This is a genomic window from Sphingobacterium sp. MYb382 (assembly GCF_037572665.1).
In the GTDB taxonomy this organism is placed as follows: Bacteria; Bacteroidota; Bacteroidia; order Sphingobacteriales; family Sphingobacteriaceae; genus Sphingobacterium.
Genome location: NZ_JBBGZT010000026.1, coordinates 1 through 18,887, shown reverse-complemented (window position 1 = coordinate 18,887; position 18,887 = coordinate 1). Strand labels below are relative to the sequence as shown.

The 18,887-nt window shown below is 39.3% G+C and carries 19 protein-coding genes; 5 read left to right on the top strand and 14 right to left on the bottom strand.

The genetic code is table 11. The features are described from left to right. Entirely contained in the window at positions 1-1,638 is a 1,638-nt protein-coding gene (gene pafA, locus WH223_RS13835) for an alkaline phosphatase PafA (RefSeq protein ID WP_340048330.1), read from the top strand. Between the two features lie 62 nt (positions 1,639-1,700). Then, the gene (locus tag WH223_RS13830) at positions 1,701-2,135 is read left to right on the top strand and encodes an RrF2 family transcriptional regulator (RefSeq protein ID WP_340048329.1); all 435 of its coding nucleotides are present in this window, start codon (positions 1,701-1,703) and stop codon (positions 2,133-2,135) included. Positions 2,136-2,195: 60 nt separating this feature from the next. On the opposite strand, the gene WH223_RS13825 is transcribed toward WH223_RS13830, so the two are convergent. Then, positions 2,196-3,503, bottom strand: a complete 1,308-nt coding sequence (locus WH223_RS13825) for a UDP-N-acetylmuramoyl-tripeptide--D-alanyl-D-alanine ligase (protein ID WP_340048328.1) — start codon at positions 3,501-3,503, stop codon at positions 2,196-2,198. Positions 3,504-3,587: 84 nt separating this feature from the next. After that, positions 3,588-4,406, bottom strand: a complete 819-nt coding sequence (locus WH223_RS13820; protein ID WP_340048327.1) for an ATP-binding protein — start codon at positions 4,404-4,406, stop codon at positions 3,588-3,590. A 351-nt stretch (positions 4,407-4,757) separates the two neighbouring features. Between WH223_RS13820 and uxaC the strand changes: the two genes are divergently transcribed. Then, on the top strand, positions 4,758-6,179 hold the full coding sequence (uxaC, locus tag WH223_RS13815) for a glucuronate isomerase (RefSeq protein ID WP_340048326.1): 1,422 nt from the start codon (positions 4,758-4,760) through the stop codon (positions 6,177-6,179). Positions 6,180-6,267: 88 nt separating this feature from the next. Here uxaC and WH223_RS13810 read toward each other — a convergent pair whose 3' ends face one another. From WH223_RS13810 to WH223_RS13795, 4 genes are all read right to left on the bottom strand, one after another. Then, positions 6,268-8,712 (bottom strand): outer membrane beta-barrel family protein, encoded by a 2,445-nt coding sequence (locus tag WH223_RS13810; protein ID WP_340048325.1) that lies wholly within the window; start codon positions 8,710-8,712, stop codon positions 6,268-6,270. Positions 8,713-9,085: 373 nt separating this feature from the next. Next, complete coding sequence (locus tag WH223_RS13805; RefSeq protein ID WP_340048324.1) at positions 9,086-10,372, bottom strand: PspC domain-containing protein; 1,287 nt, start codon at positions 10,370-10,372, stop codon at positions 9,086-9,088. A 66-nt stretch (positions 10,373-10,438) separates the two neighbouring features. Further along, positions 10,439-10,714: a hypothetical protein gene (locus tag WH223_RS13800; RefSeq protein WP_340048322.1), complete on the bottom strand. Its 276-nt coding sequence runs from the start codon at positions 10,712-10,714 to the stop codon at positions 10,439-10,441. A 21-nt stretch (positions 10,715-10,735) separates the two neighbouring features. Beyond that, positions 10,736-11,080, bottom strand: a complete 345-nt coding sequence (locus WH223_RS13795) for a PadR family transcriptional regulator (protein ID WP_340048321.1) — start codon at positions 11,078-11,080, stop codon at positions 10,736-10,738. A gap of 250 nt (positions 11,081-11,330) precedes the next feature. Here WH223_RS13795 and WH223_RS13790 point away from each other — a divergent pair, with 250 nt between their 5' ends. Beyond that, entirely contained in the window at positions 11,331-11,669 is a 339-nt protein-coding gene (locus WH223_RS13790) for a VanZ family protein (RefSeq protein ID WP_340048320.1), read from the top strand. Between the two features lie 130 nt (positions 11,670-11,799). On the opposite strand, the gene WH223_RS13785 is transcribed toward WH223_RS13790, so the two are convergent. From WH223_RS13785 to WH223_RS13770, 4 genes are all read right to left on the bottom strand, one after another. Beyond that, on the bottom strand, positions 11,800-12,492 hold the full coding sequence (locus tag WH223_RS13785; protein WP_340048319.1) for a ComF family protein: 693 nt from the start codon (positions 12,490-12,492) through the stop codon (positions 11,800-11,802). A 128-nt stretch (positions 12,493-12,620) separates the two neighbouring features. Beyond that, positions 12,621-13,685: a 23S rRNA (adenine(2503)-C(2))-methyltransferase RlmN gene (rlmN, locus tag WH223_RS13780; RefSeq protein WP_340048318.1), complete on the bottom strand. Its 1,065-nt coding sequence runs from the start codon at positions 13,683-13,685 to the stop codon at positions 12,621-12,623. Positions 13,686-13,728: 43 nt separating this feature from the next. Then, entirely contained in the window at positions 13,729-14,772 is a 1,044-nt protein-coding gene (locus WH223_RS13775; protein WP_340048317.1) for an LLM class flavin-dependent oxidoreductase, read from the bottom strand. Positions 14,773-14,847: 75 nt separating this feature from the next. After that, complete coding sequence (locus WH223_RS13770; RefSeq protein WP_340048316.1) at positions 14,848-15,429, bottom strand: tRNA-(ms[2]io[6]A)-hydroxylase; 582 nt, start codon at positions 15,427-15,429, stop codon at positions 14,848-14,850. Between the two features lie 330 nt (positions 15,430-15,759). Between WH223_RS13770 and WH223_RS13765 the strand changes: the two genes are divergently transcribed. Further along, a complete protein-coding gene (locus WH223_RS13765; RefSeq protein ID WP_340048315.1) occupies positions 15,760-16,185 on the top strand; it encodes a hypothetical protein in 426 nt (141 codons plus the stop codon). Positions 16,186-16,374: 189 nt separating this feature from the next. Here the strand turns inward: WH223_RS13765 and WH223_RS13760 are convergent, their stop codons facing one another. The 4 genes from WH223_RS13760 to WH223_RS13745 all read right to left on the bottom strand — a co-directional run. Beyond that, the gene (locus tag WH223_RS13760) at positions 16,375-16,620 is read right to left on the bottom strand and encodes a hypothetical protein (RefSeq protein ID WP_340048313.1); all 246 of its coding nucleotides are present in this window, start codon (positions 16,618-16,620) and stop codon (positions 16,375-16,377) included. Position 16,621: 1 nt separating this feature from the next. Further along, positions 16,622-17,194, bottom strand: a complete 573-nt coding sequence (locus WH223_RS13755) for an RHS repeat domain-containing protein (protein ID WP_340048448.1) — start codon at positions 17,192-17,194, stop codon at positions 16,622-16,624. Between the two features lie 136 nt (positions 17,195-17,330). Continuing rightward, complete coding sequence (locus WH223_RS13750; RefSeq protein ID WP_340048312.1) at positions 17,331-17,831, bottom strand: SMI1/KNR4 family protein; 501 nt, start codon at positions 17,829-17,831, stop codon at positions 17,331-17,333. A 1-nt stretch (position 17,832) separates the two neighbouring features. Then, positions 17,833-18,887, bottom strand: a 1,055-nt coding sequence (locus WH223_RS13745) for an RHS repeat-associated core domain-containing protein (protein WP_340048311.1), incomplete at its 5' end; no start/stop codon positions are given.

The window sequence follows — 18,887 nt, the reverse complement described above, 5'->3', positions numbered from 1 at the left end:
ATGTGGAAATCATTTGTATCAGGAGTATTTGGTTTAGCACTAGCTTTCCAAGTATCCGCACAACCCGCACGTCCGAAACTAGTCGTCGGTATGATGGTCGATCAAATGCGTTGGGATTATTTATACCGCTTCGCCGATCGTTATGGCGATGACGGTTTTAAACGCTTGTTGAAAGAAGGTTTTTCCTGTGAAAACACCGTTATTAATTACATTCCAACTTACACAGCTATTGGTCATAGCTCTGTGTACACCGGTTCTGTTCCTTCGATTCATGGTATCGCGGGTAACGATTGGATTATTCAATCAACAGGTCAGCCGATGTATTGTACGCAGGATGACAATGTGGAAGGCGTAGGAACAGTAGAAAGAGAAGGCAAGCAATCGCCTAGAAACCTCTTGGCATCTACGGTTACTGACGAGCTTAAATTGGCGTCTAACTTCCGTTCAAAGGTTATTGGTATCGCGATTAAAGATCGTGGAGGTATTCTTCCGGCGGGCCACTTTGCAGATGCTGCCTACTGGTTTGAAGGGAAATCTGGCGACTGGATTACCAGTACGTTCTATATGAAAAGCTTACCTAAATGGGTAACTTCTTTCAACAACCAGAAATTAGCTGATAAATATTTAAAGCAAGATTGGAATACCTTGTACCCAATCAATACCTATGTAAATAGTATTGCTGATGACAATCCTTACGAAGGAAAATGGCCTGGTGAACAATCACCAACTTTCCCAAGAAAGACATCGGAACTAATGAAAGATGCTGGTTATGAGCTTATCAAATCAACACCGCAAGGTAATACCATCACTTTAGATTTCGCGAAAGCTGCTATTGAGCATGAGAAACTAGGGAAAAACCCTAATAATGTAACCGACTTTTTGTGTGTTAGCTTATCTTCAACAGATTATGTAGGCCACCGTTATTCTTTATCGGCTGTAGAAATCGAAGATACTTACCTACGTTTAGACCGCGACATTGCTAACTTCTTACATTATTTAGATGCTACGGTGGGTAAAGGGAACTACACGTTCTTCTTAACGGCGGATCATGCTGCATCGTACAACCCGATGTATTATACGGACCAAAAAGGCAATGGCGGGTACCTTTTCACAAGAGATATCCAACGCAACTTAAACGCTACGCTAGCTAAAAAATTCGGCACCGACAAAATCGTTCGTAGTTTAATGAACTACCAAGTACACTTAAACTATAGTTTGATAGACTCCTTAAACTTAGATGTAAAACAAATTAAGGAAGTGGCGATCAACCAACTGAACAAAGAAGAAGGTATTGCCTACGTGGTGGATATGGAAGGCAGCCAAAACATGTTCTTACCAGCACCAATTCGCGAGAAAATCATCAATGGCTACAACCGCAAAAATAGTGGTGCCATCCAAATTATTGCAGAACCACAGTGGTACGCCGGCACACCACGCTCTACGGGCACAACCCATGGTGTATGGTCGGGCTACGACTCGCATATTCCTTTAGTGTTTATGGGATGGGGAATCAAACCAGGCGTAAGCAACAAAGAGGTACATATCGTGGATATAGCGCCTACCGTAGCGGCATTACTCCATGTTATGGAGCCTAATGGTTCTATTGGTAAACCAATCGTGGAGGTCTTGGGTCAATAGTTTTATTAGCAAAGGAATTTACGTATCTTTGCTAATCAGGAACACCCATTAACAGGTAAAATATGCTTTCTAAGAAAACAAAATATGCGATTAAAGCCCTCATGGTTTTAGGACGTAATTACGGAAAAGAGCCCATGCAAATTGTTAAAATTGCAGATGAGGAACGTATTCCAAAAAAATTCTTAGAACAGATTCTCTTGGAGATGCGTAATGCAGGAATATTATACTCTAAGAAAGGCGCTGGGGGCGGATATAGCCTAAACAAAGCACCAGAGGACATCTACTTATCGCAGGTTATGCGTTTGATTGATGGACCGATAGCCTTGTTACCTTGTGTAAGTTTAAACTTCTACCGCTCCTGCGAAGAGTGTAATGAAGAACATGCATGTGGGATACGCGACACCTTTGTTGAAGTGCGTAATGCCATGCTGCAGATCTTAAACGACACGAGCGTTGCCAATCTGATCAATAAAGAAAAAGAACTTTCCTTAGACTAAGGAGCAATAAAAAGGGACATGTTAAACATGTCCCTTTTCTATTTAAAGCCATTTCTGGTCTTACAATACACCAATTAAATTTTCGAATGCCATCCCACGAGATCCTTTTAATAGTACCGTACTCCCTGCAATAGGATTAGCTAACAAAGCAACTTTTGCTGCTTCTGTGGTCTCATAAAACTCGGCTTGGTCATTACGCTGCTCATAAAAGGCTTTACCAACAAAAATTAAGCGCTCTACACCTATGGCTAAGGCTTTCTCAATGACTTTCTCATGCTCTAGGAAAGACTCATCGCCCATCTCAAACATATCGCCTAGGACAATCACTTTCTGCTCGGCCGCAATCACAGCCATGTTATCTAATGCAGCAGCCATACTACTCGCATTCGCGTTATAATAATCTGCGATGACAATATTCTTTTCCGTACGTGTAACCTGCGAACGGTTATTCGTTGGCACATACCCTGCTATTCCTTCATTTATCGCCGTAGGCGTCAAATCAAAGTATAAACCGACCGCAACAGCCGCTAATATATTCTCTAAGTTATAGGAACCCACCAAATGTGTGTGGACAGTGGACAAAACTGTAGGTTTGCTTTTTTCGAACCACGAGAAACTCAATAGAGGATCTGCTTGTTCCAGCTTGCCAATAAGCGCATTATTAGGAGAGAAACCATAGCGTACAACCTTATCAATGCCACGCTGTGCTTCCATTTCTTCTAACCAGCTATTATCGCCTTGCAAGAATAGGATACCATCTGTTTTTTTCAAATAGTCGTACAACTCACCCTTCGTTTTACGCACCCCTTCAAAGGAACCAAATCCTTCTAAATGGGCTTTCCCTACATTGGTGATTAAACCATGTGTTGGCTCTGCGATAGCACATAAAAAGGCAATTTCTCCTTGATGATTTGCCCCCATCTCAATGATAGCCATTTCTACATCCGAGCCAATAGCGAGCAAAGTTAAAGGAACACCGATATGGTTGTTTAGGTTGCCCCTAGTGGCATAGGTTTTAAAACCTTGGGAAAGTACGGCATAGAGCAATTCTTTCGTTGTGGTCTTCCCATTGGTACCCGTAATGCCGACAAACGGAATATGCAGTTGCTTTCTGTGGTGATTGGCAAGTTGCTGCAAAGCCGTCAAAGCATCATCAACGAGGATATAACGCTCATCTGCCTGCGCATATAAGGGGTCATCAAGCACGACATAGCGAGCGCCAGCGGCCAAAGCTTCTGTCGCGAAAGTATTCGCGTTAAATTTATCGCCTTTTAATGCAAAAAAAATAGAATCGGGCTGGATATTCCGTGTGTCGGTTGATACAACCGGATATTGCTGATATAGCTTGTAAAGCTCCTGAATATTCATTCTTTATATTTTACACAAAGTTACACATCGGCCATTAAAAATCTAGACATAATTTTAGCTTCCTAAACGACTTTTATCGACCAATTATTCCAGTCGATAAGCGATAACACTATTGTTATTAAATGTTGGGATATAAACGGTATTTGTCGACGGATGGAAGCCTAAATCTGCGGTATTCATCTTACCACGGACGTCCAATAGCAGGTCAAAGGTGCCATTAGCATGCACATAATAAATTAATCCGCCCCAGCAGGTAACTAAAAAATCCCCTTTGCCGACAGGCTCCAACCCATCGCCACCTAATTCAAAGCCTTTCGCTAGTACGGTTACTTTTTTAGCACGATCTATCTTCCATAGCTCTGGACCGGCGAGCGCATATAGATAATCGCCAATAAACTTAAGGCCGTTTACATTGGTTACATTTTCCATGAAAACAGACGGCTGATTATCACGCAACACATGAATTTTATTTGTACGCGTGTCTGAAACATAAACAACTCCATTATCATCAATGGTAACATCGTTTAAAAAAACAGCTCCAGGAACCTCTACACAGTCGATTTCGTTGCCCGATATAATATCAATAACAGATACCGCAGTTATATCAGCCACGTAAAGTACATCTTTATAAATAGCTAATCCTTTTGGTGCATCCATGCCTGTGATCCAATTTTTATCCTTTACACTACCATCAAGGTTAAGCAAAGCGACTCCTCCTTTACCATCTTTATCGGATCCTCCGCCGTCTATCAACGAAACATAGAGTAGATTCGTCTTCGGAGAAAACAAAACAGATTCAGGAACAGGCAGGTCTTTCGTCTCCCACAACTGCACCAATTTCTTCTGCGCCCACACGGAGCTTACGCTCAAAGAAAGAAGAGCTATCAGACATAGATATTTCATAACATACTGGTTTTAAATTTTCAATAAAGCTAAATATATGAAATATTTAGCCAACTATTGCGCTGGCTCAAATCCTGTGAAGCGATAACGTTTGCGTAGTTTATCACACAGAAAGTAATCATTTTCTAGTACAATTGTGTTCGGTTCATAGCATTGTAAGCACATGCCAATTTATCAAGAAAACATACTTTTACAACAGTGCAATCCCTTTTCAACTTTAGAAATCAGGTCTTTTAAAGATCTAATTTCCAAAAGAGTATTGCAAAAAGAATTAAGATATCTCCATTAGACTTTTCTATGGAAAAAACCGTTTTATATTTGTTCACATAGCCAACCAAAGCATTAAAATTCATGAAACCTTTTTTAGACGATCATTTCTTATTAAATAGCACGGTAGCGCAAGAGTTGTATCACAATTTTGCGAAACAACAACCTATTATCGATTATCACAACCATTTGCTCCCTGAGCAAATAGCGAAAGATATACGTTTTGAAAACTTAACGCAAGCTTGGCTTTATGGCGACCATTATAAATGGAGAGCAATGCGTGCCAACGGTATTGACGAGCAATTCATCACCGGAAAGGGGAGTGATGAAGAAAAATTTATCAAATGGGCAGAAACGGTGCCGTATACGCTACGAAATCCACTATACCACTGGACACACCTGGAGCTGCAGCGCTACTTCGGCGAGCAGGAGCTTTTGAGTCCTAAATCGGCAAAACGTATCTACGAAGAATGCTCAGCAAAGCTTCAGACGGCAGATTATTCCGTGCGTTCGCTACTTAAAAAGATGCGCGTAGAATCGTTATGCACCACAGACGATCCTTTAGACAATCTAGAGCACCATCGTTCTTTCGCACAAGAGAAAGAAAGCTTCTTGATGCTGCCTACTTTTCGCCCAGACAAAGCTATGGCTGCCGAAAATGTAGCAGGCCTTAACGCGTATATCCAGCAATTAGAAGCTCTGACGAACAGCACGATTAGTACGCTTACAGACTATTTAACGGCATTGAAAAGCCGTCATGATTATTTTGCGGCCAACGGATGTTTAATTTCTGATCATGGTTTAGAGCATATCTATGCGGAAGATTATACGGAAAAAGAGGTTCAAGATATCTTTGTCAAGATAAAACTACAACAAGATTTAAGTCCGCTCGAGGTAAATAAATTTAAATCTGCTTTGCTCATTTATTTCGCGGAATGGGACCATGAGAAAGGCTGGGTGCAGCAGTACCATTTGGGCGCCTTGCGCAACAACAATACGCGTAAGCTTGATCAACTAGGGCCAGACACAGGCTGGGATTCTATCGGAGATTTTAGTCAGGGCAGAGCTTTATCTAAATTTTTAAACCGCTTAGATCGAGAAGATAAACTGGCTAAAACAATCCTCTACAACCTGAATCCTGCCGACAACCCCTTGTTTGCTTCTATGGTGGGCAATTTTAATGATGGCACCGTTGCTGGAAAAGTTCAATTTGGATCGGCTTGGTGGTTCTTGGATCAGAAAGACGGTATGACACAACAGCTAAACACTTTATCTAATATTGGCTTAATCAGCCGCTTAGTAGGTATGTTGACCGACTCTCGAAGCTTCTTATCCTTCCCGAGACATGAATACTTCAGACGTTTATTATGTAATTTATTTGCTGATGATATCGTTAATGGGGAACTGCCTCATGATATCGAATGGATAGGTCAAATTATTCAAGATATCTGCTACAACAACGCAAAGAGCTACTTCAACTTTCAGCCAAGCCCTGCTTTTAAATAAGCCGAAGGCAAAGATGTTTAAAAATAGAGAAGGCCGCGGAATGGGATTTCCGACGGCCTCTCGTAACTAAACATTGAAACAAATTCTTCTATAGTGCACGGCTTTTCTCATCCGAGTCTGTATTTTTTCTTTTTACTTGTTGTTTTAAATTACCAAACTTGTAGCTGTAGGTTAAGCGAACAGCGCGGTTATCATTGTACTGACTAACCTTCATATCGTACTGATCGAAATTCGTTGACAGTTTATTTTTCTGCGTCTTGAAAATATCCGTAGCCGCAAGTTTCAACGAGCTACGCTCATCTTTAAAGTTGTAGTTAACACCTAAATCTGCTCCCCAACGGCTTTTCATCTTGTACACATTATACATGAACGGGCTGTTGTAGTTTACCGACATCTCCGCGGAGAAAGCTTTGGAGAAACGGAAGTTATGCGCACTACGTCCTTGGAAGAATACAGAACCTACGTTCAGGTAAGATCCTGCGATAGGGCCTTTATAATTCATGTGGATACTTGTCAAATTATTATTAATGCTCCAGATTTTACCGATACGAAGTGGCGCATTGATATTCAAATAAGAACTTACCGTTTTACCTAAATTATCTCTCGTCACCCATCCTTGTCCTGTTTCTGTATTTTGTCCTAAACTTTCTACAATAGCATCGCTCGTGATATCAGTACCTAAGGTAAAGTTGAACATCTTAAGCAAGGTATAGTTCAGGGCAAAACCATCTGTATATTGTGGGTTTAAATAAGGATTACCACGTTGTGAGGTAAACTTATCAACAAAATATTCAAAAGGATTTAGAAAACGATAGTTAGGTCTCGATACTTTACGGGCATAGCTCAATGACAAGATATTGTTTTCATTTGCGGTATAGCCCACCGTTGCTGAAGGAAATAAATCTAAGTAATCGCGTTTCACGTGGTTGCTTAATGTTATGGAGTTTCCGTCAGACATGGTGTACTCTGCACGTAAGCCCAATTTCGTACTGAACTTGCCGAAGGACGCGCTGTAATCAGCATATCCAGCAGCAATTTGCTCAGTATAGGCAAAATGATTCGAGCGTCCTGGGTATGCTTGCCATTGATTATTTACAAACTGATCGAACTGTAGATCATTGTCTGATTTTATGCGGCTATATTTACCACCAAACAGCAATTTAGACTTACCAATAGTTTGTTCATAATCTAACTTCACGGCATAGATATCAATATTTGAAGGCATGCTGCTTTTTTCAATCTCTGGAGCGTGAACTAAGCTTCCGTCGGGGAAAGTAGTAGTATAATCATAGTCTGTATTTGCACGATTACGAAAAGCACTCCAATCGAAATCAAATGTCAATTTACTCGCTTTATTAATGACAAACTCATTATTTAAGTTCGCCGAGTAGCGGTTAAAAGGAGACCTGCTAACAGAAGAGGATTGCAATATAGAATCCAACATGTTACCTGGTTTCCCAATTAATGTAGTCGCATAGGTATGGTTACGTTCCGCATTGTTATCACCTGTAAACTGCACCAATAACGTATTACGGCTCGATGTTTTTTGTTCAACACCAACTTTATAGCTATGTCCCACGCCTCTTTGAGCAATGGTAGATTCTTGATCAAAGTTACGTACACCAGTATTTGAATTAACGTTACGGAAAATATCAAGCTGAATCTCTCTAGGATTTGAAGAATAGCCATAGTTACCAAATACCGTCGTATTTTCTTTCTTGTAACTAAAGTTCACAGAAGCGTTATTTCTAAATTTTTCCCCTTGTGCGATACTCGCTAAGGCTGAACCCGTAAAGCCTTCTAGTTTATTCTTTTTTAAGACAATATTTATGGAACCTACCGCACCTTCAGCATCCTCTTTAGCGCTACGTGACGTACTTACTTCCACACTTTTAATTTGATTACCATCCATGGTCTTTAGGAAAGACGCTAACTGATCTCCAGTCATATAAGTCTGGCGGCCATCAATCGTAATCTTAACACCCTGCTGCCCCATAAGGGTCAGGTTATCATCTTTATCTACCGCTACACCTGGTGCACGTTGAATAATATCAAGAGCAGTATTTCCTGCTGCTAAAGTAGAGTTTTCTACGTTTAGCACGAGCTTACCGTCTTTTTGCTGGATCAATGGTACACGAGCCTCCACACTTATGGCTGCGATAGATTGCGTTTGCACCTTCAACAGGATAGGCTCAACTTGTACGGCAGCTGCTTTTACAGAAAAAGCAACGCTACGTCCCGTTTCGAAACCTACAGCTGTTGCCTGAACGATAAAATCGCCTGTAGGCACTTGAGTGAAAATATATTCTCCTTGTTCGTTGGTTACCGATGTTTTTATAACCGCTAATGTTTTCGCTGTCATCAGGTAAACAGCCGTATTCCCTTGTGGCTTTTGATCGTCGGCAAGTACTTTTCCTTTCACAACCAGCGTTTGTTGCTGCTGTTGCTGTGGCTTCTGTTGTTGTGCAGAAGAACTTAACGCTTGAAATAGGGCAGTTAAAGTTAAGGCGATGTATAGGTAAATTTTAATCATCTTATTGGTATAGTTTGTTGTTTCGTTGTTTGTTTATGATTCAAAAGTACCTGTCGTTGGGCTTTAATAAAATGTGTTTTAGACCAGCAATCCCTTTTTTTCGGTAAAAGCCTCAAAGTTGTCGGTAAAAACCACGGCTAGACAAAAGGATAGACGACAAATTATGCTTGGAGGTTGCACAGCATGACACGAAAAGTTAATCTAGCTGGGTAAAATATAGCCTACAAGCAGCAGGAATTCGGCGGAAAACAAATAGGCAGGCTTCACAACAAGGACAGACAACAAAAAAGCGGCAAACAGAATCCTGTTTGCCGCTTTAGCTATCTTTGATATAAAGCTTAAGAAAATAAAGCCCTTAGATTATTGCCTAAACTTAGGTTGTCTCTTCGTTTTGGTTATCCTCATGCTCATCGTCTTCATCAGATTTATCTTCTTTTTTCGCGGGCTTGGTACACATCAATCCTGTTTTCGTCATCTTCCATTCTGTATACTTCGGTTGTTCTTCTTCGCTATAGTTATTACGACAATCATCATAAGAAAAGCCTCTTAACTTCCTCTGGATTTCTTCATGAAGAACAACGGAAGCACCAACAGGCAGATACACCACTACACCTACACGCTGGTCACGATTCAAACTATGCTTAGACAATAAGAAATGACTCGGGAACAATACCGTATTTTCCTCTTGAATAGCTTCATAAACAATACCCTTAGCGCGTGTCGCCGCCAGCTGATAGCTTGATCCTTTTGCCGAATAGTTGTATTGGATATACGGCTGACTTAAAGAATCTAGGCTTTCAAAAGAAATATTGATATCATTACGTAAATAGTTGCGTAAATCTTCCCCATCGATATTCATATTGAATTTTGACTTTAAAGAATCTTTATCATTAGCATCTAAAATGCGTACATCTTTTGCTGTAAAACTGTATATATTCTGCGCCTTCATCTTTTTCTGAATGCTAATGGTACTTTTTTCTTTGAAATCTTGCGATGTAGAAACACAGAAATAAATAATACCGAATATAGATACCGCCCAAACAGCAAACATCGTTAATGATAAATAATTGTTCAGCTTCTCTGTTTTGAATAACAACTTAATCAGCAGCAATGAGAAGGCAAAAATCGGAATACTGATTGCTAAGAATCCAAAAGTGATGGCAATTACAGCGTCTTCCTTAACTAAAAGCTCCAGAGGAGGGAAAAGCATTGGATTTTCTAAACCGAATAAATTCATCAAATTGAAGGCATAGAAAATAGATAAACCAAACAATGACATCCCTGAGCCAATTAAAAGCAGCCAAGCCACCATCTTTATTAAAAAGCCAAAGCAGCCGCCCATCGCGTTGCCTGCTCTCCGTGCTCCATGTGTCAACTGTGCTCCTGCTTCAGAGAAGTTGTCGGCAAAATTACGAACGTCTTCGTCAAAAGATTTCTTAAAGTTTTGCAAATTAGGCTCTTCACCGCGCATCGCCATTTTATCGGCACGTGTCTCTGCTTCTGGCATCACTATCCATAAGATGAAATAAAGTAAGAAGCCCGATCCTCCAATTAATAGGAAAAGAACAAAAAGTACACGTACCCAACGTGGCTCTATTTTAAAATAATGACCTAAACCGCTACAAACACCACCTAGCACCTTATCGTCAGGGTCACGCATCAGCTTTTTACCGAATGAATCGGAAAATGCATCTTGCTGTGCTTTCGCTTGGTTATAGTCGTGTGTTTAATCTTGACGTTGATCAAAGTCGCTCACTTGGCCCATTTGCTGAATGACTTCACGTACGTCTGCCTGGTTAATAACCTCCTTACGTCCGCTATGAATACGCTCGCTAAACATCTCCGCAATTCTATTTTCAATATCTTCTAAAATCTCCTTACTTTCTGTAGAATTTCCGAAATGCTTTTTAATATCAATCATATAGGCACGCAATGCTTCATATGCGTCTTCCTCTATATGAAAAACAATACTGTTGATGTTTATAATAATTGTCTTATTCATGACTTTGTGGCTATAATTTTTTTAGTTATCGATTGTATCATTTCCTTGCAGTGACATCTCCACCGCAAAAACTAACTCTTTCCAAGTAAAATGCAGCTTTTCCAGAACTTGAAGCCCCTCTGCAGTAATTTGATAATATTTACGCGGCGGACCAGCGCTTGATTCTTGCCAATTATAACTTAGCAAGCCATTATTCTTCAAGCGTGTAAGCAATGGATATAAGGTGCCCTCAACAATTAATAGCTGCGCCTTTTTCAGCTCACTAATAATGTCGGATGCATATATTTCCCCACGGGATATAATTGAAAGAATACAGTATTCCAGTATTCCCTTCCGCATTTGGGTTTGTGTATTTTCAGCTATCATAACAATACAAAGATATATGCTTTATACTGTACCATGCAATACATAGTACTATATTTTTTAAAAACAAATTCACAACAAACTGATTTACAGATAAATAATTTTAAAACAAATTTCAACTATAGCTCAAAAAACATAACTGTTTTTAATTTTCACGCACATTCCTTTGAAAGCTGAACAAATAACACGACTTTTATAACTAATGCTACGTTTCATTTATAATTACGCTTGGTCCATTATTTGGCTTATAATTATGGTCACCCTGATGGGTTTACCTTCTAATGATTTGCCAACGACGAACTACTTCGAGGGATTCGATAAGTTAGCTCACTGTGGTGTTTTCTTTGTGCTCACGATACTTCTTTTCCTCGGAACGAATGTCAATAGCAAGCGCAGAGCTTCCAAAGTAGCAACAGCAGCTATTGTACTGCTCATCACGGCTTTTTTCGCTTTCTTAACCGAAGCCATTCAATATTTGGGTGGAGCGGGCAGAACGGCTGATTGGTGGGATATTTTTGCTGATTTCGTAGGAATAGGCATGGCTATATTCAGCTATTTATTACTTTACCGTAAAAGAGAATCTTACAAATAATATGAAATATCTAAAACGTCCTGCTTTCTATCTTCTTTTTTTGGTTGGCTTAAGCACATTAAGCTCCTGTTCAATCTTCAAAAAAGACTGTGGCTGCCCTTCTGTATCTAGCGGTAAGCGCAAATAAAAATTAAGCTAACGCTAAAGTTGCCACCGAAATGCGTAGCCCTTCAATTTCTTTTAAAGCTATTGCGGCACCATAAATGGTCGCTCCTGTAGTCAATACATCATCTACAAGGAGGATATGCTTGCCTTCAAAAAGGAGTGGATTTCTACAGAAAAAAGCTTTCTCAACATTCGCTAATCGGTTAAAATCAGATAAACCGGTTTGACTTACTGTATTTTTCAAGCGAATTAAATTATCGACACTTACGGGAATCTTCAAGACCGAAGCGATAGCTTCTGCTATAGCGGCAGCTTGATTATAGCCTCTTTTACGCTTCTTTTTGGGATGGAGTGGAATAGGGACGATATAATCAAAAGGAACCGTCGGCTTAGCATTTTGAAGTTGTTCTCCGAGCAGCCTTCCAAAATAATAAGCTACATCAATTTGGTTTTTATACTTTAATTGGTGTATAATAGACTGAACAATAGAAGATTTAGAATAACTCATATAGGCCAATCCACGATCAACCAATACGAAGTTTGTCAAGCGACTGACGGCAGCGTTATCGGGAAAAAGATGGAAATCATGTGTGGGTAAATGAAACTCACAGGATATGCATAGCAATTCTTCGTGCTGCAGCAACGTTTCACCACAGCCAACACAGAGTGGGGGAAACAAAACGGCCCATAAACTTTTCCAGTAGGATTTAAGTACCATAAGCTAACATCGTTATGCCTAACAGGATGCCGAAATATAAATCAGCAGATAACATCTTTTAAAAAGAGGTTTCCCGAAGCAATAGGTTATGGGCGAGGGGGGAATCTAAAAAAATAAGATAGCAGAGATTAGTTTGTCTCTGCTTCTTTTTCTTTAATAGCCAGCTGTCCACAAGCGGCATCGATGTCTTTACCACGGCTACGACGCACGTTGGTAATTACACCTTGACCACGAAGGTAGGTAGCAAAACTATCTATCTTATCGGCTTCAGCATTCACAAAATCGGCTAAAGCAATAGGATTATATTCAATAATGTTAACCTTACACGGTATGTGTTTACAGAAACGAGCCAATTCTTTGGCATCTTCCAACTCATCGTTGAAATTATGAAACACAATATATTCGAAGGTAACTGGATTTTTCGTTTTAGCGTAGTAGTATTTAAGCGCTTCTGCCAATGCCTTCAATGAGTTTTGCTCGTTGATTGGCATGATCTCGTTTCGCTTATCATCATTAGCAGCATGCAAAGACAAGGCTAAATTAAAGCGTACCTCATCGTCACCTAGTTTTTTAATCATCTTCGCGATTCCTGCCGTAGATACGGTAATACGTTTAGCGGCCATATTTAAACCATCAGGTGCCGTAATACGCTCTACAGACTTCATCATGCCACTGTAATTCAACAATGGTTCACCCATCCCCATATACACGATATTGGTCAATGGCTGTTGATAATGTTCTTCGGCCTGCTTTGCTATTAAAACGACTTGATCGTAAATCTCGTCTGCATTTAAGTTACGCTTACGATCCATATAGCCTGTCGCACAAAATTTGCAGGTCAAGCTACAGCCCACTTGGGAACTCACACAGGCAGTCATACGCTCAGGAGCGGGAATCAAAACACCTTCAATAACATTTTGATCATATAGGGTAAAGCTACTCTTAATCGTTCTGTCGGAGCTAATCTGTGATTGGCGTACTTTCACCGCATGAATAACAAAGTTCTCCTTTAATTTTTCACGAAGTGGTTTACTAACATTGCTCATCTCATCAAAATCAGTACAAGATTTCGCCCAAAGCCATTCGTAAATCTGCTTCGCGCGAAATCCTTGTTCACCCATTTCGGTGAGTTTATCTTTTAGCTGTTCTACAGACAAGCTTCTAATATCGATTAATTTATTCCTTTCTACCACGTTGCAAAGATACAGCAAAAAATATTAACTCAATATCATATTCCTATTCGGCCTTTTTTAAGGCTTCTCGAACTTTAGGGGCAATCTGTGTTCCATAAAGCTCAATAGATTTCATCATGTCTTTATGATCAGGGCTTCCGACATCCATATGCGCAGAAAAACGTGTTAAGCCAAACAACTCAATGGTATGTAAAATTTTATCTACGGACTCGTTGACATCGCCAACAATTAAATGTCCATGGATAGAACGCCCGAAGTCATATTGTGACCTTTGGTATGGTGGCCAGTTGCGAGAAGCACCAATGCGGTTCATCTGCGCAGCGTAAATTGGGTAATACTTGTCAGCAACGGCTTTTGAATCAGCGCCAAAGAACGAATGCACATGCACACCTACTTGAAAGTCATCCATCGAATGCCCATTATCCACCCATGCTTGTTCGTACATCTCAAACAAAGGTTTGAAATTCTCTGGTGCTCCACCGATAATAGCGAACATAACTGGCAAGCCTAAACGTGCTGCACGAATCACAGAAGTCGTTGTTCCGCCAACAGCCACCCAAATTGGTAAGCTATTGTTCACCGGACGAGGAAATATTTGCTGATCAATTAATGGTTTACGGAATCTACCGGACCAGGTAATATGATCTTGTTTATTTAAGCGTGTTAAAAGCTCTAATTTCTCATCGAATAAATCGGCATAATCTTTTAAGTCATAGCCAAACAACGGGAAAGACTCAATAAAGGAACCTCGTCCAGCCATAATTTCGGCACGACCATTAGAAATAATATCTACAGAAGCGAAATCTTGGAAAAGCTTTACAGGATCTGCTGAGCTCAATACAGAAACAGCACTCCCCAACTTAATATTTTTTGTAACCGTAGCCGCAGCAGCCAAAATAATTTCAGGTGATGAAACAGCATACTCTTCACGGTGATGCTCGCCCATACCGAAGAAATCAAGGCCCACTTGGTCCATCAATTTTACTTCTTCAATAATCTCCCGCATGCGTTCTGCTGCAGGTTGAATTTTTCCTGTTGTTGGGTCGATTTGTACATCGCCAAACATACCAATACCTAATTCTATCATTTTTTGTTCTCCTTACTTTTAACAAAAGTCGGTATACACGACAAGCTATGCATTGATGTATATCAAGAAATGCACTTAACCGTGAATGTATTCTTTCGTTCCGTAACTTTGAATCAACTGACCTTCAAAATCGAGCCATTCTTGCCAACGCTTATCGACGTCAATCTGTTCACTATACTTACGTGCGAAATTTAAGAATGTCGTATAATGACCTGCTTCCGATACCATCAAGTCGTGGTAAAACTTAGCTAACTCTTGGTCTTCGATATTTTGCGAAAGCACACGAAAACGTTCACAGCTGCGTGCTTCAATCATCGCAGCAAACAAAAGACGATCAATAAAAGCCATATTTCTTGAACCGTCTTTGCGTAAAAATCTCATTAGCTGACCTACATAATCATCCTTACGCTCACGCCCCAACGTGTAGCCTTTCTCCTTAATGATATCTATAACCATCTTGAAATGCTCCATCTCCTCAATGGCAATCGCCGTAAGCTCATGCACCAAATCTTCAAACTCGGGGTTTTGAGTGATCAACATAATTGCATTCGAAGCCGCCTTTTGCTCACACCAAGCATGGTCAGTTAAAATTTCTGATAAATTCGATTCTGCAATATTCGCCCAACGTGGGTCTGTTAACAATTTTAATCCTAACATATCTTTTTCTTTGTGCCCCACAAAATTACAAAATAAAACCAGCATGCCTGACCTGATACCTTAACAAGCCAAACAAGAAGAATGTTCATAGGTGCAGCCTATTTTTATGATAGCTATGAAGTCCTTTAACACTAAATAACAATAAGTTGATGCAACCTTAGCTCCAACGAAGACGTCTACTCTTTAAACATGTATAACCTTTACCGATAAGATGCCGGCTTTTACCGAGTAAAGAAGTTCACTAATCTAAATCTTGTTTCACGGTAGACAGATGTACCCTAGTTTTGAGACATCAAATACCGAAAACTAAAAAATTAAAATCATAAAAATATGAAAAAGACACTTTACACCATTGCCGCGCTATTCTTTATACTAACGAGTATGAGCGCTTTTGCAACGGCGCCAAATCGTAGCGTCATCTTAAAAAGCAAAGCTGAAGTTCTTAACGCCTATATTTCGGCAGCGACACTTGGCAATGATACTTGGGACAAAAACTTACTAGCCTACGACTTCTTATACATCAATACTGCAACCGGTAAAGAATATGGAAGAACAGCCTACAGCAACTTTTTGAAAGCTAATAAAGGATTAAAATTTAACTGTACCATTAGCTACGAGATTATCAATGAGACAGGTGAGCATGCGACAGCAAAAGCCATAATGAAATTTGAAAATTTTACACGTGTGGACTACATCACGCTCCAGCCTAGAAAAAGAGGGTGGGAGATAGCTAAAGTAGTAACCACTTATCCATAAGCAATTACTCAATTTTATTTCAATTTGTAAGGCCTGCTGAGAAGTAGGCCTTTTTTGTTGATTTTGTCCCGTCCTGAAATAAGTTGAACCGTTTATATGGTCAGTTTAATATTTATAATTTATCTGGAAAAGGTGGAAGGCTACCAAAAAGGTAAGGCTACACATTCTCTTTCATAAATATTGTTTTTATTATTCATATACTAATTCTATTATTGACCAATGACAGCTACATGAAAATAAATTTTTTTTCTGTCTCGTTATTTTATCTATAGTAATACTATCAATTTCCTTAAAATATTTACCTTCTAATCTAAAGTACAATTCATGAAAATGATAATCATTCACTTTCTGCTCTATTATTTTAAATCCATGATCTAAAATAATCTTAATTAATACATCCACTGCTTCACAAACCTCAACGCTATCTATTTTCATATTAAAATAAGTTAATCGGATTATCTATTGGTTTTAAAACACTTCTAAAATTATCTACAAAATATTGTACCGCGCCACCTTTTCCTAGATGAGGGTTAGCACGAACTATAGAACTTGCAATATCTATATCTTCCAATACTTCATATTTTTGAATTTTTGATCTATAGCCAAATACATCATGTGCTTTTACTTGAGCACTTTTCCATAATGCCTCTTTTGATCCTTTAGCTGCATCTATACTAACTTTAGATAAGTAAAATTCAGATTGTCCAGGAACTCCTCCATAAATAATATCTCCTTTTTTCAACCGACCCATTTTCCAGTTATCTACACCTGGATAATGTCCTTTTCCTTGCCATTTAGATGCTTTTTTAGTTATAGTTTCTCCACAATTTTCTAACCCAAAAACATCCACCCAACTATTCGTATCACTCACATACCCATAAAGCGTTGGGTTGTTTCCCGCTAGTCCAATCGGATCTTTGCTAATATACCCACCAATATCTGGGGAGTAATAGCGGAATCTGCTGTATACTAAGCCTAGGCAACATTTCCCTTCCCGCGAACTTAATATTCAGCAGCTGACCTAATTCATTTTTTAGTTGAGATTTGAGTTTAAGATAAAATAAACCATTTTTAGGCTTATTGAAAAAATGCAGCCTCTCTTTAAAATACAAACCTCCCTCTAAAAACTTAGAGGAAGGTTTGTACTAATCGTCATATGCATCTCCGTATGATTGAAAATCTGATTCTGTCCAATACCACGTTTTTCCTTTTGATTTATATAACTGTTCTAATAATTCGGTAAAACTCTTGGCAATTATATTACTTTCTCCTGGTGTAGCATGAATATCTAAAAAACTATCATAGCAATATCCATTATTGTGTTCACCTAAATCTATACTAATATATTGACTTTGTTCTTCTGATTCTGCAATCAAATACCAGTTATTACTAATATCTCCTTCCAGTTCTTCCCAAATAACATCACCTTCAGGAAAAAGTCTTTGGCTTGTTGGTATAAAATCTTTAGTGGAAACTATTCTAATCCCAAAAGATTCATCAGCAAACAATTCCAATGATTCGTAATGTTTATAAAAATATTCTAAGTCTTTTGGAAGGATTAAGCTATCTATAACATCTGAAATTTTTCTTTTCAATTTACATTTACTATCAAGTTCAATTTGTTTTAATATTTCTTGTATTTCCATTTTAATGACATTTTGTATAAATGTATTGATTAAATTTTCTATAAAACTGTTCTCTTGCTGCTTTCGGAACTTTGGCTGCATCAAACATTATCTCTGATAATTCTTGCATTTGACGAGCAGTCATCTTATCCCAATTCCCCCTGACTTTATCAAAATTTTCTTTCATCCATTTTCTCTCAACAGCATGTGCTGCATCGTGTAATTCTTTTGTTAGTTGAATTGTTGGCTGAGCTGATTGTCGGCTTATATATCCAGAGATGTTATTTTTAGCCCAAGCATCCATTATATTATGATGATTCAATAAATTATGGCTTTTATTGCCATATTCTACGATGTCATACAAATTCCCATGAAGCCCCCACGGATCTATCCAACTATTACTATCACCTACATATCCATACAACGTCGGGTTATTCCCAGCCAGTCCAATAGGATCCTTACTGATATACCCGCCAATATCTGGGGAGTAATAGCGATACCTATTATAGTAAAGGCCGATTTCTACATCATCATATTGACCTTGATAGCGAAATGGACAGTCTTTCAAAGAGCCTTGTAAGGTTCTTACTTTTCCATAGATATCTAACGTACATTCCCAAACTTTCTCCCCTTGGGCATTGTACATGAAATTTGGAGTTCCCAAATAGTCGGAAACGATACTGTAAGTATCTTTTCCAACAATCTTACCACAAGGTACGAAAGAATTCTCTTCAAATAACCACGTAATCAGATTTTCCACGGGTTCGGCTTCCTGCTGTAGCTGCTTACTTTCATCTACGCTGAGCTCGGGTGGGTATACTCCTTCGTATTGCCATTCGTGCAGCGGAACATTGCCATCCCACAGCCAACGGGTTACTATTGAGTTTTTCTTCTTGGCTATGCGGCGCCCCAAGGCATCGTAGTAAAAAGATACTTTATAGCCTAAGGGATGCACCACGCTTTTCAGCATGCCGTTGCCGGCCCATTCGTAAACTGTTCCTTTTCCGCTTGCCTTTATCTTGATGTTGAGCATCTTCTCTAGTACACGGCGTTCAAATAATGCTGGATAGCCTACTT

Bases quoted from the DNA above. Each gene is read 5' to 3' on its own strand.
- WH223_RS13810 (WP_340048325.1), bottom strand. From the start codon at position 8,712: ATGATTAAAATTTACCTATACATCGCCTTAACTTTAACTGCCCTATTT.
- uxaC (WP_340048326.1), top strand. From the start codon at position 4,758: ATGAAACCTTTTTTAGACGATCATTTCTTATTAAATAGCACGGTAGCG.
- WH223_RS13760 (WP_340048313.1), bottom strand. From the start codon at position 16,620: ATGAAAATAGATAGCGTTGAGGTTTGTGAAGCAGTGGATGTATTAATT.
- WH223_RS13770 (WP_340048316.1), bottom strand. From the start codon at position 15,429: ATGTTAGGATTAAAATTGTTAACAGACCCACGTTGGGCGAATATTGCA.
- WH223_RS13820 (WP_340048327.1), bottom strand. From the start codon at position 4,406: ATGAAATATCTATGTCTGATAGCTCTTCTTTCTTTGAGCGTAAGCTCC.
- WH223_RS13795 (WP_340048321.1), bottom strand. From the start codon at position 11,080: ATGATAGCTGAAAATACACAAACCCAAATGCGGAAGGGAATACTGGAA.
- WH223_RS13805 (WP_340048324.1), bottom strand. From the start codon at position 10,372: ATGCGTGACCCTGACGATAAGGTGCTAGGTGGTGTTTGTAGCGGTTTA.
- WH223_RS13830 (WP_340048329.1), top strand. From the start codon at position 1,701: ATGCTTTCTAAGAAAACAAAATATGCGATTAAAGCCCTCATGGTTTTA.
- WH223_RS13800 (WP_340048322.1), bottom strand. From the start codon at position 10,714: ATGAATAAGACAATTATTATAAACATCAACAGTATTGTTTTTCATATA.
- WH223_RS13750 (WP_340048312.1), bottom strand. From the start codon at position 17,831: ATGGAAATACAAGAAATATTAAAACAAATTGAACTTGATAGTAAATGT.
- WH223_RS13785 (WP_340048319.1), bottom strand. From the start codon at position 12,492: ATGGTACTTAAATCCTACTGGAAAAGTTTATGGGCCGTTTTGTTTCCC.
- WH223_RS13765 (WP_340048315.1), top strand. From the start codon at position 15,760: ATGAAAAAGACACTTTACACCATTGCCGCGCTATTCTTTATACTAACG.
- WH223_RS13825 (WP_340048328.1), bottom strand. From the start codon at position 3,503: ATGAATATTCAGGAGCTTTACAAGCTATATCAGCAATATCCGGTTGTA.
- WH223_RS13775 (WP_340048317.1), bottom strand. From the start codon at position 14,772: ATGATAGAATTAGGTATTGGTATGTTTGGCGATGTACAAATCGACCCA.
- pafA (WP_340048330.1), top strand. From the start codon at position 1: ATGTGGAAATCATTTGTATCAGGAGTATTTGGTTTAGCACTAGCTTTC.
- WH223_RS13790 (WP_340048320.1), top strand. From the start codon at position 11,331: ATGGTCACCCTGATGGGTTTACCTTCTAATGATTTGCCAACGACGAAC.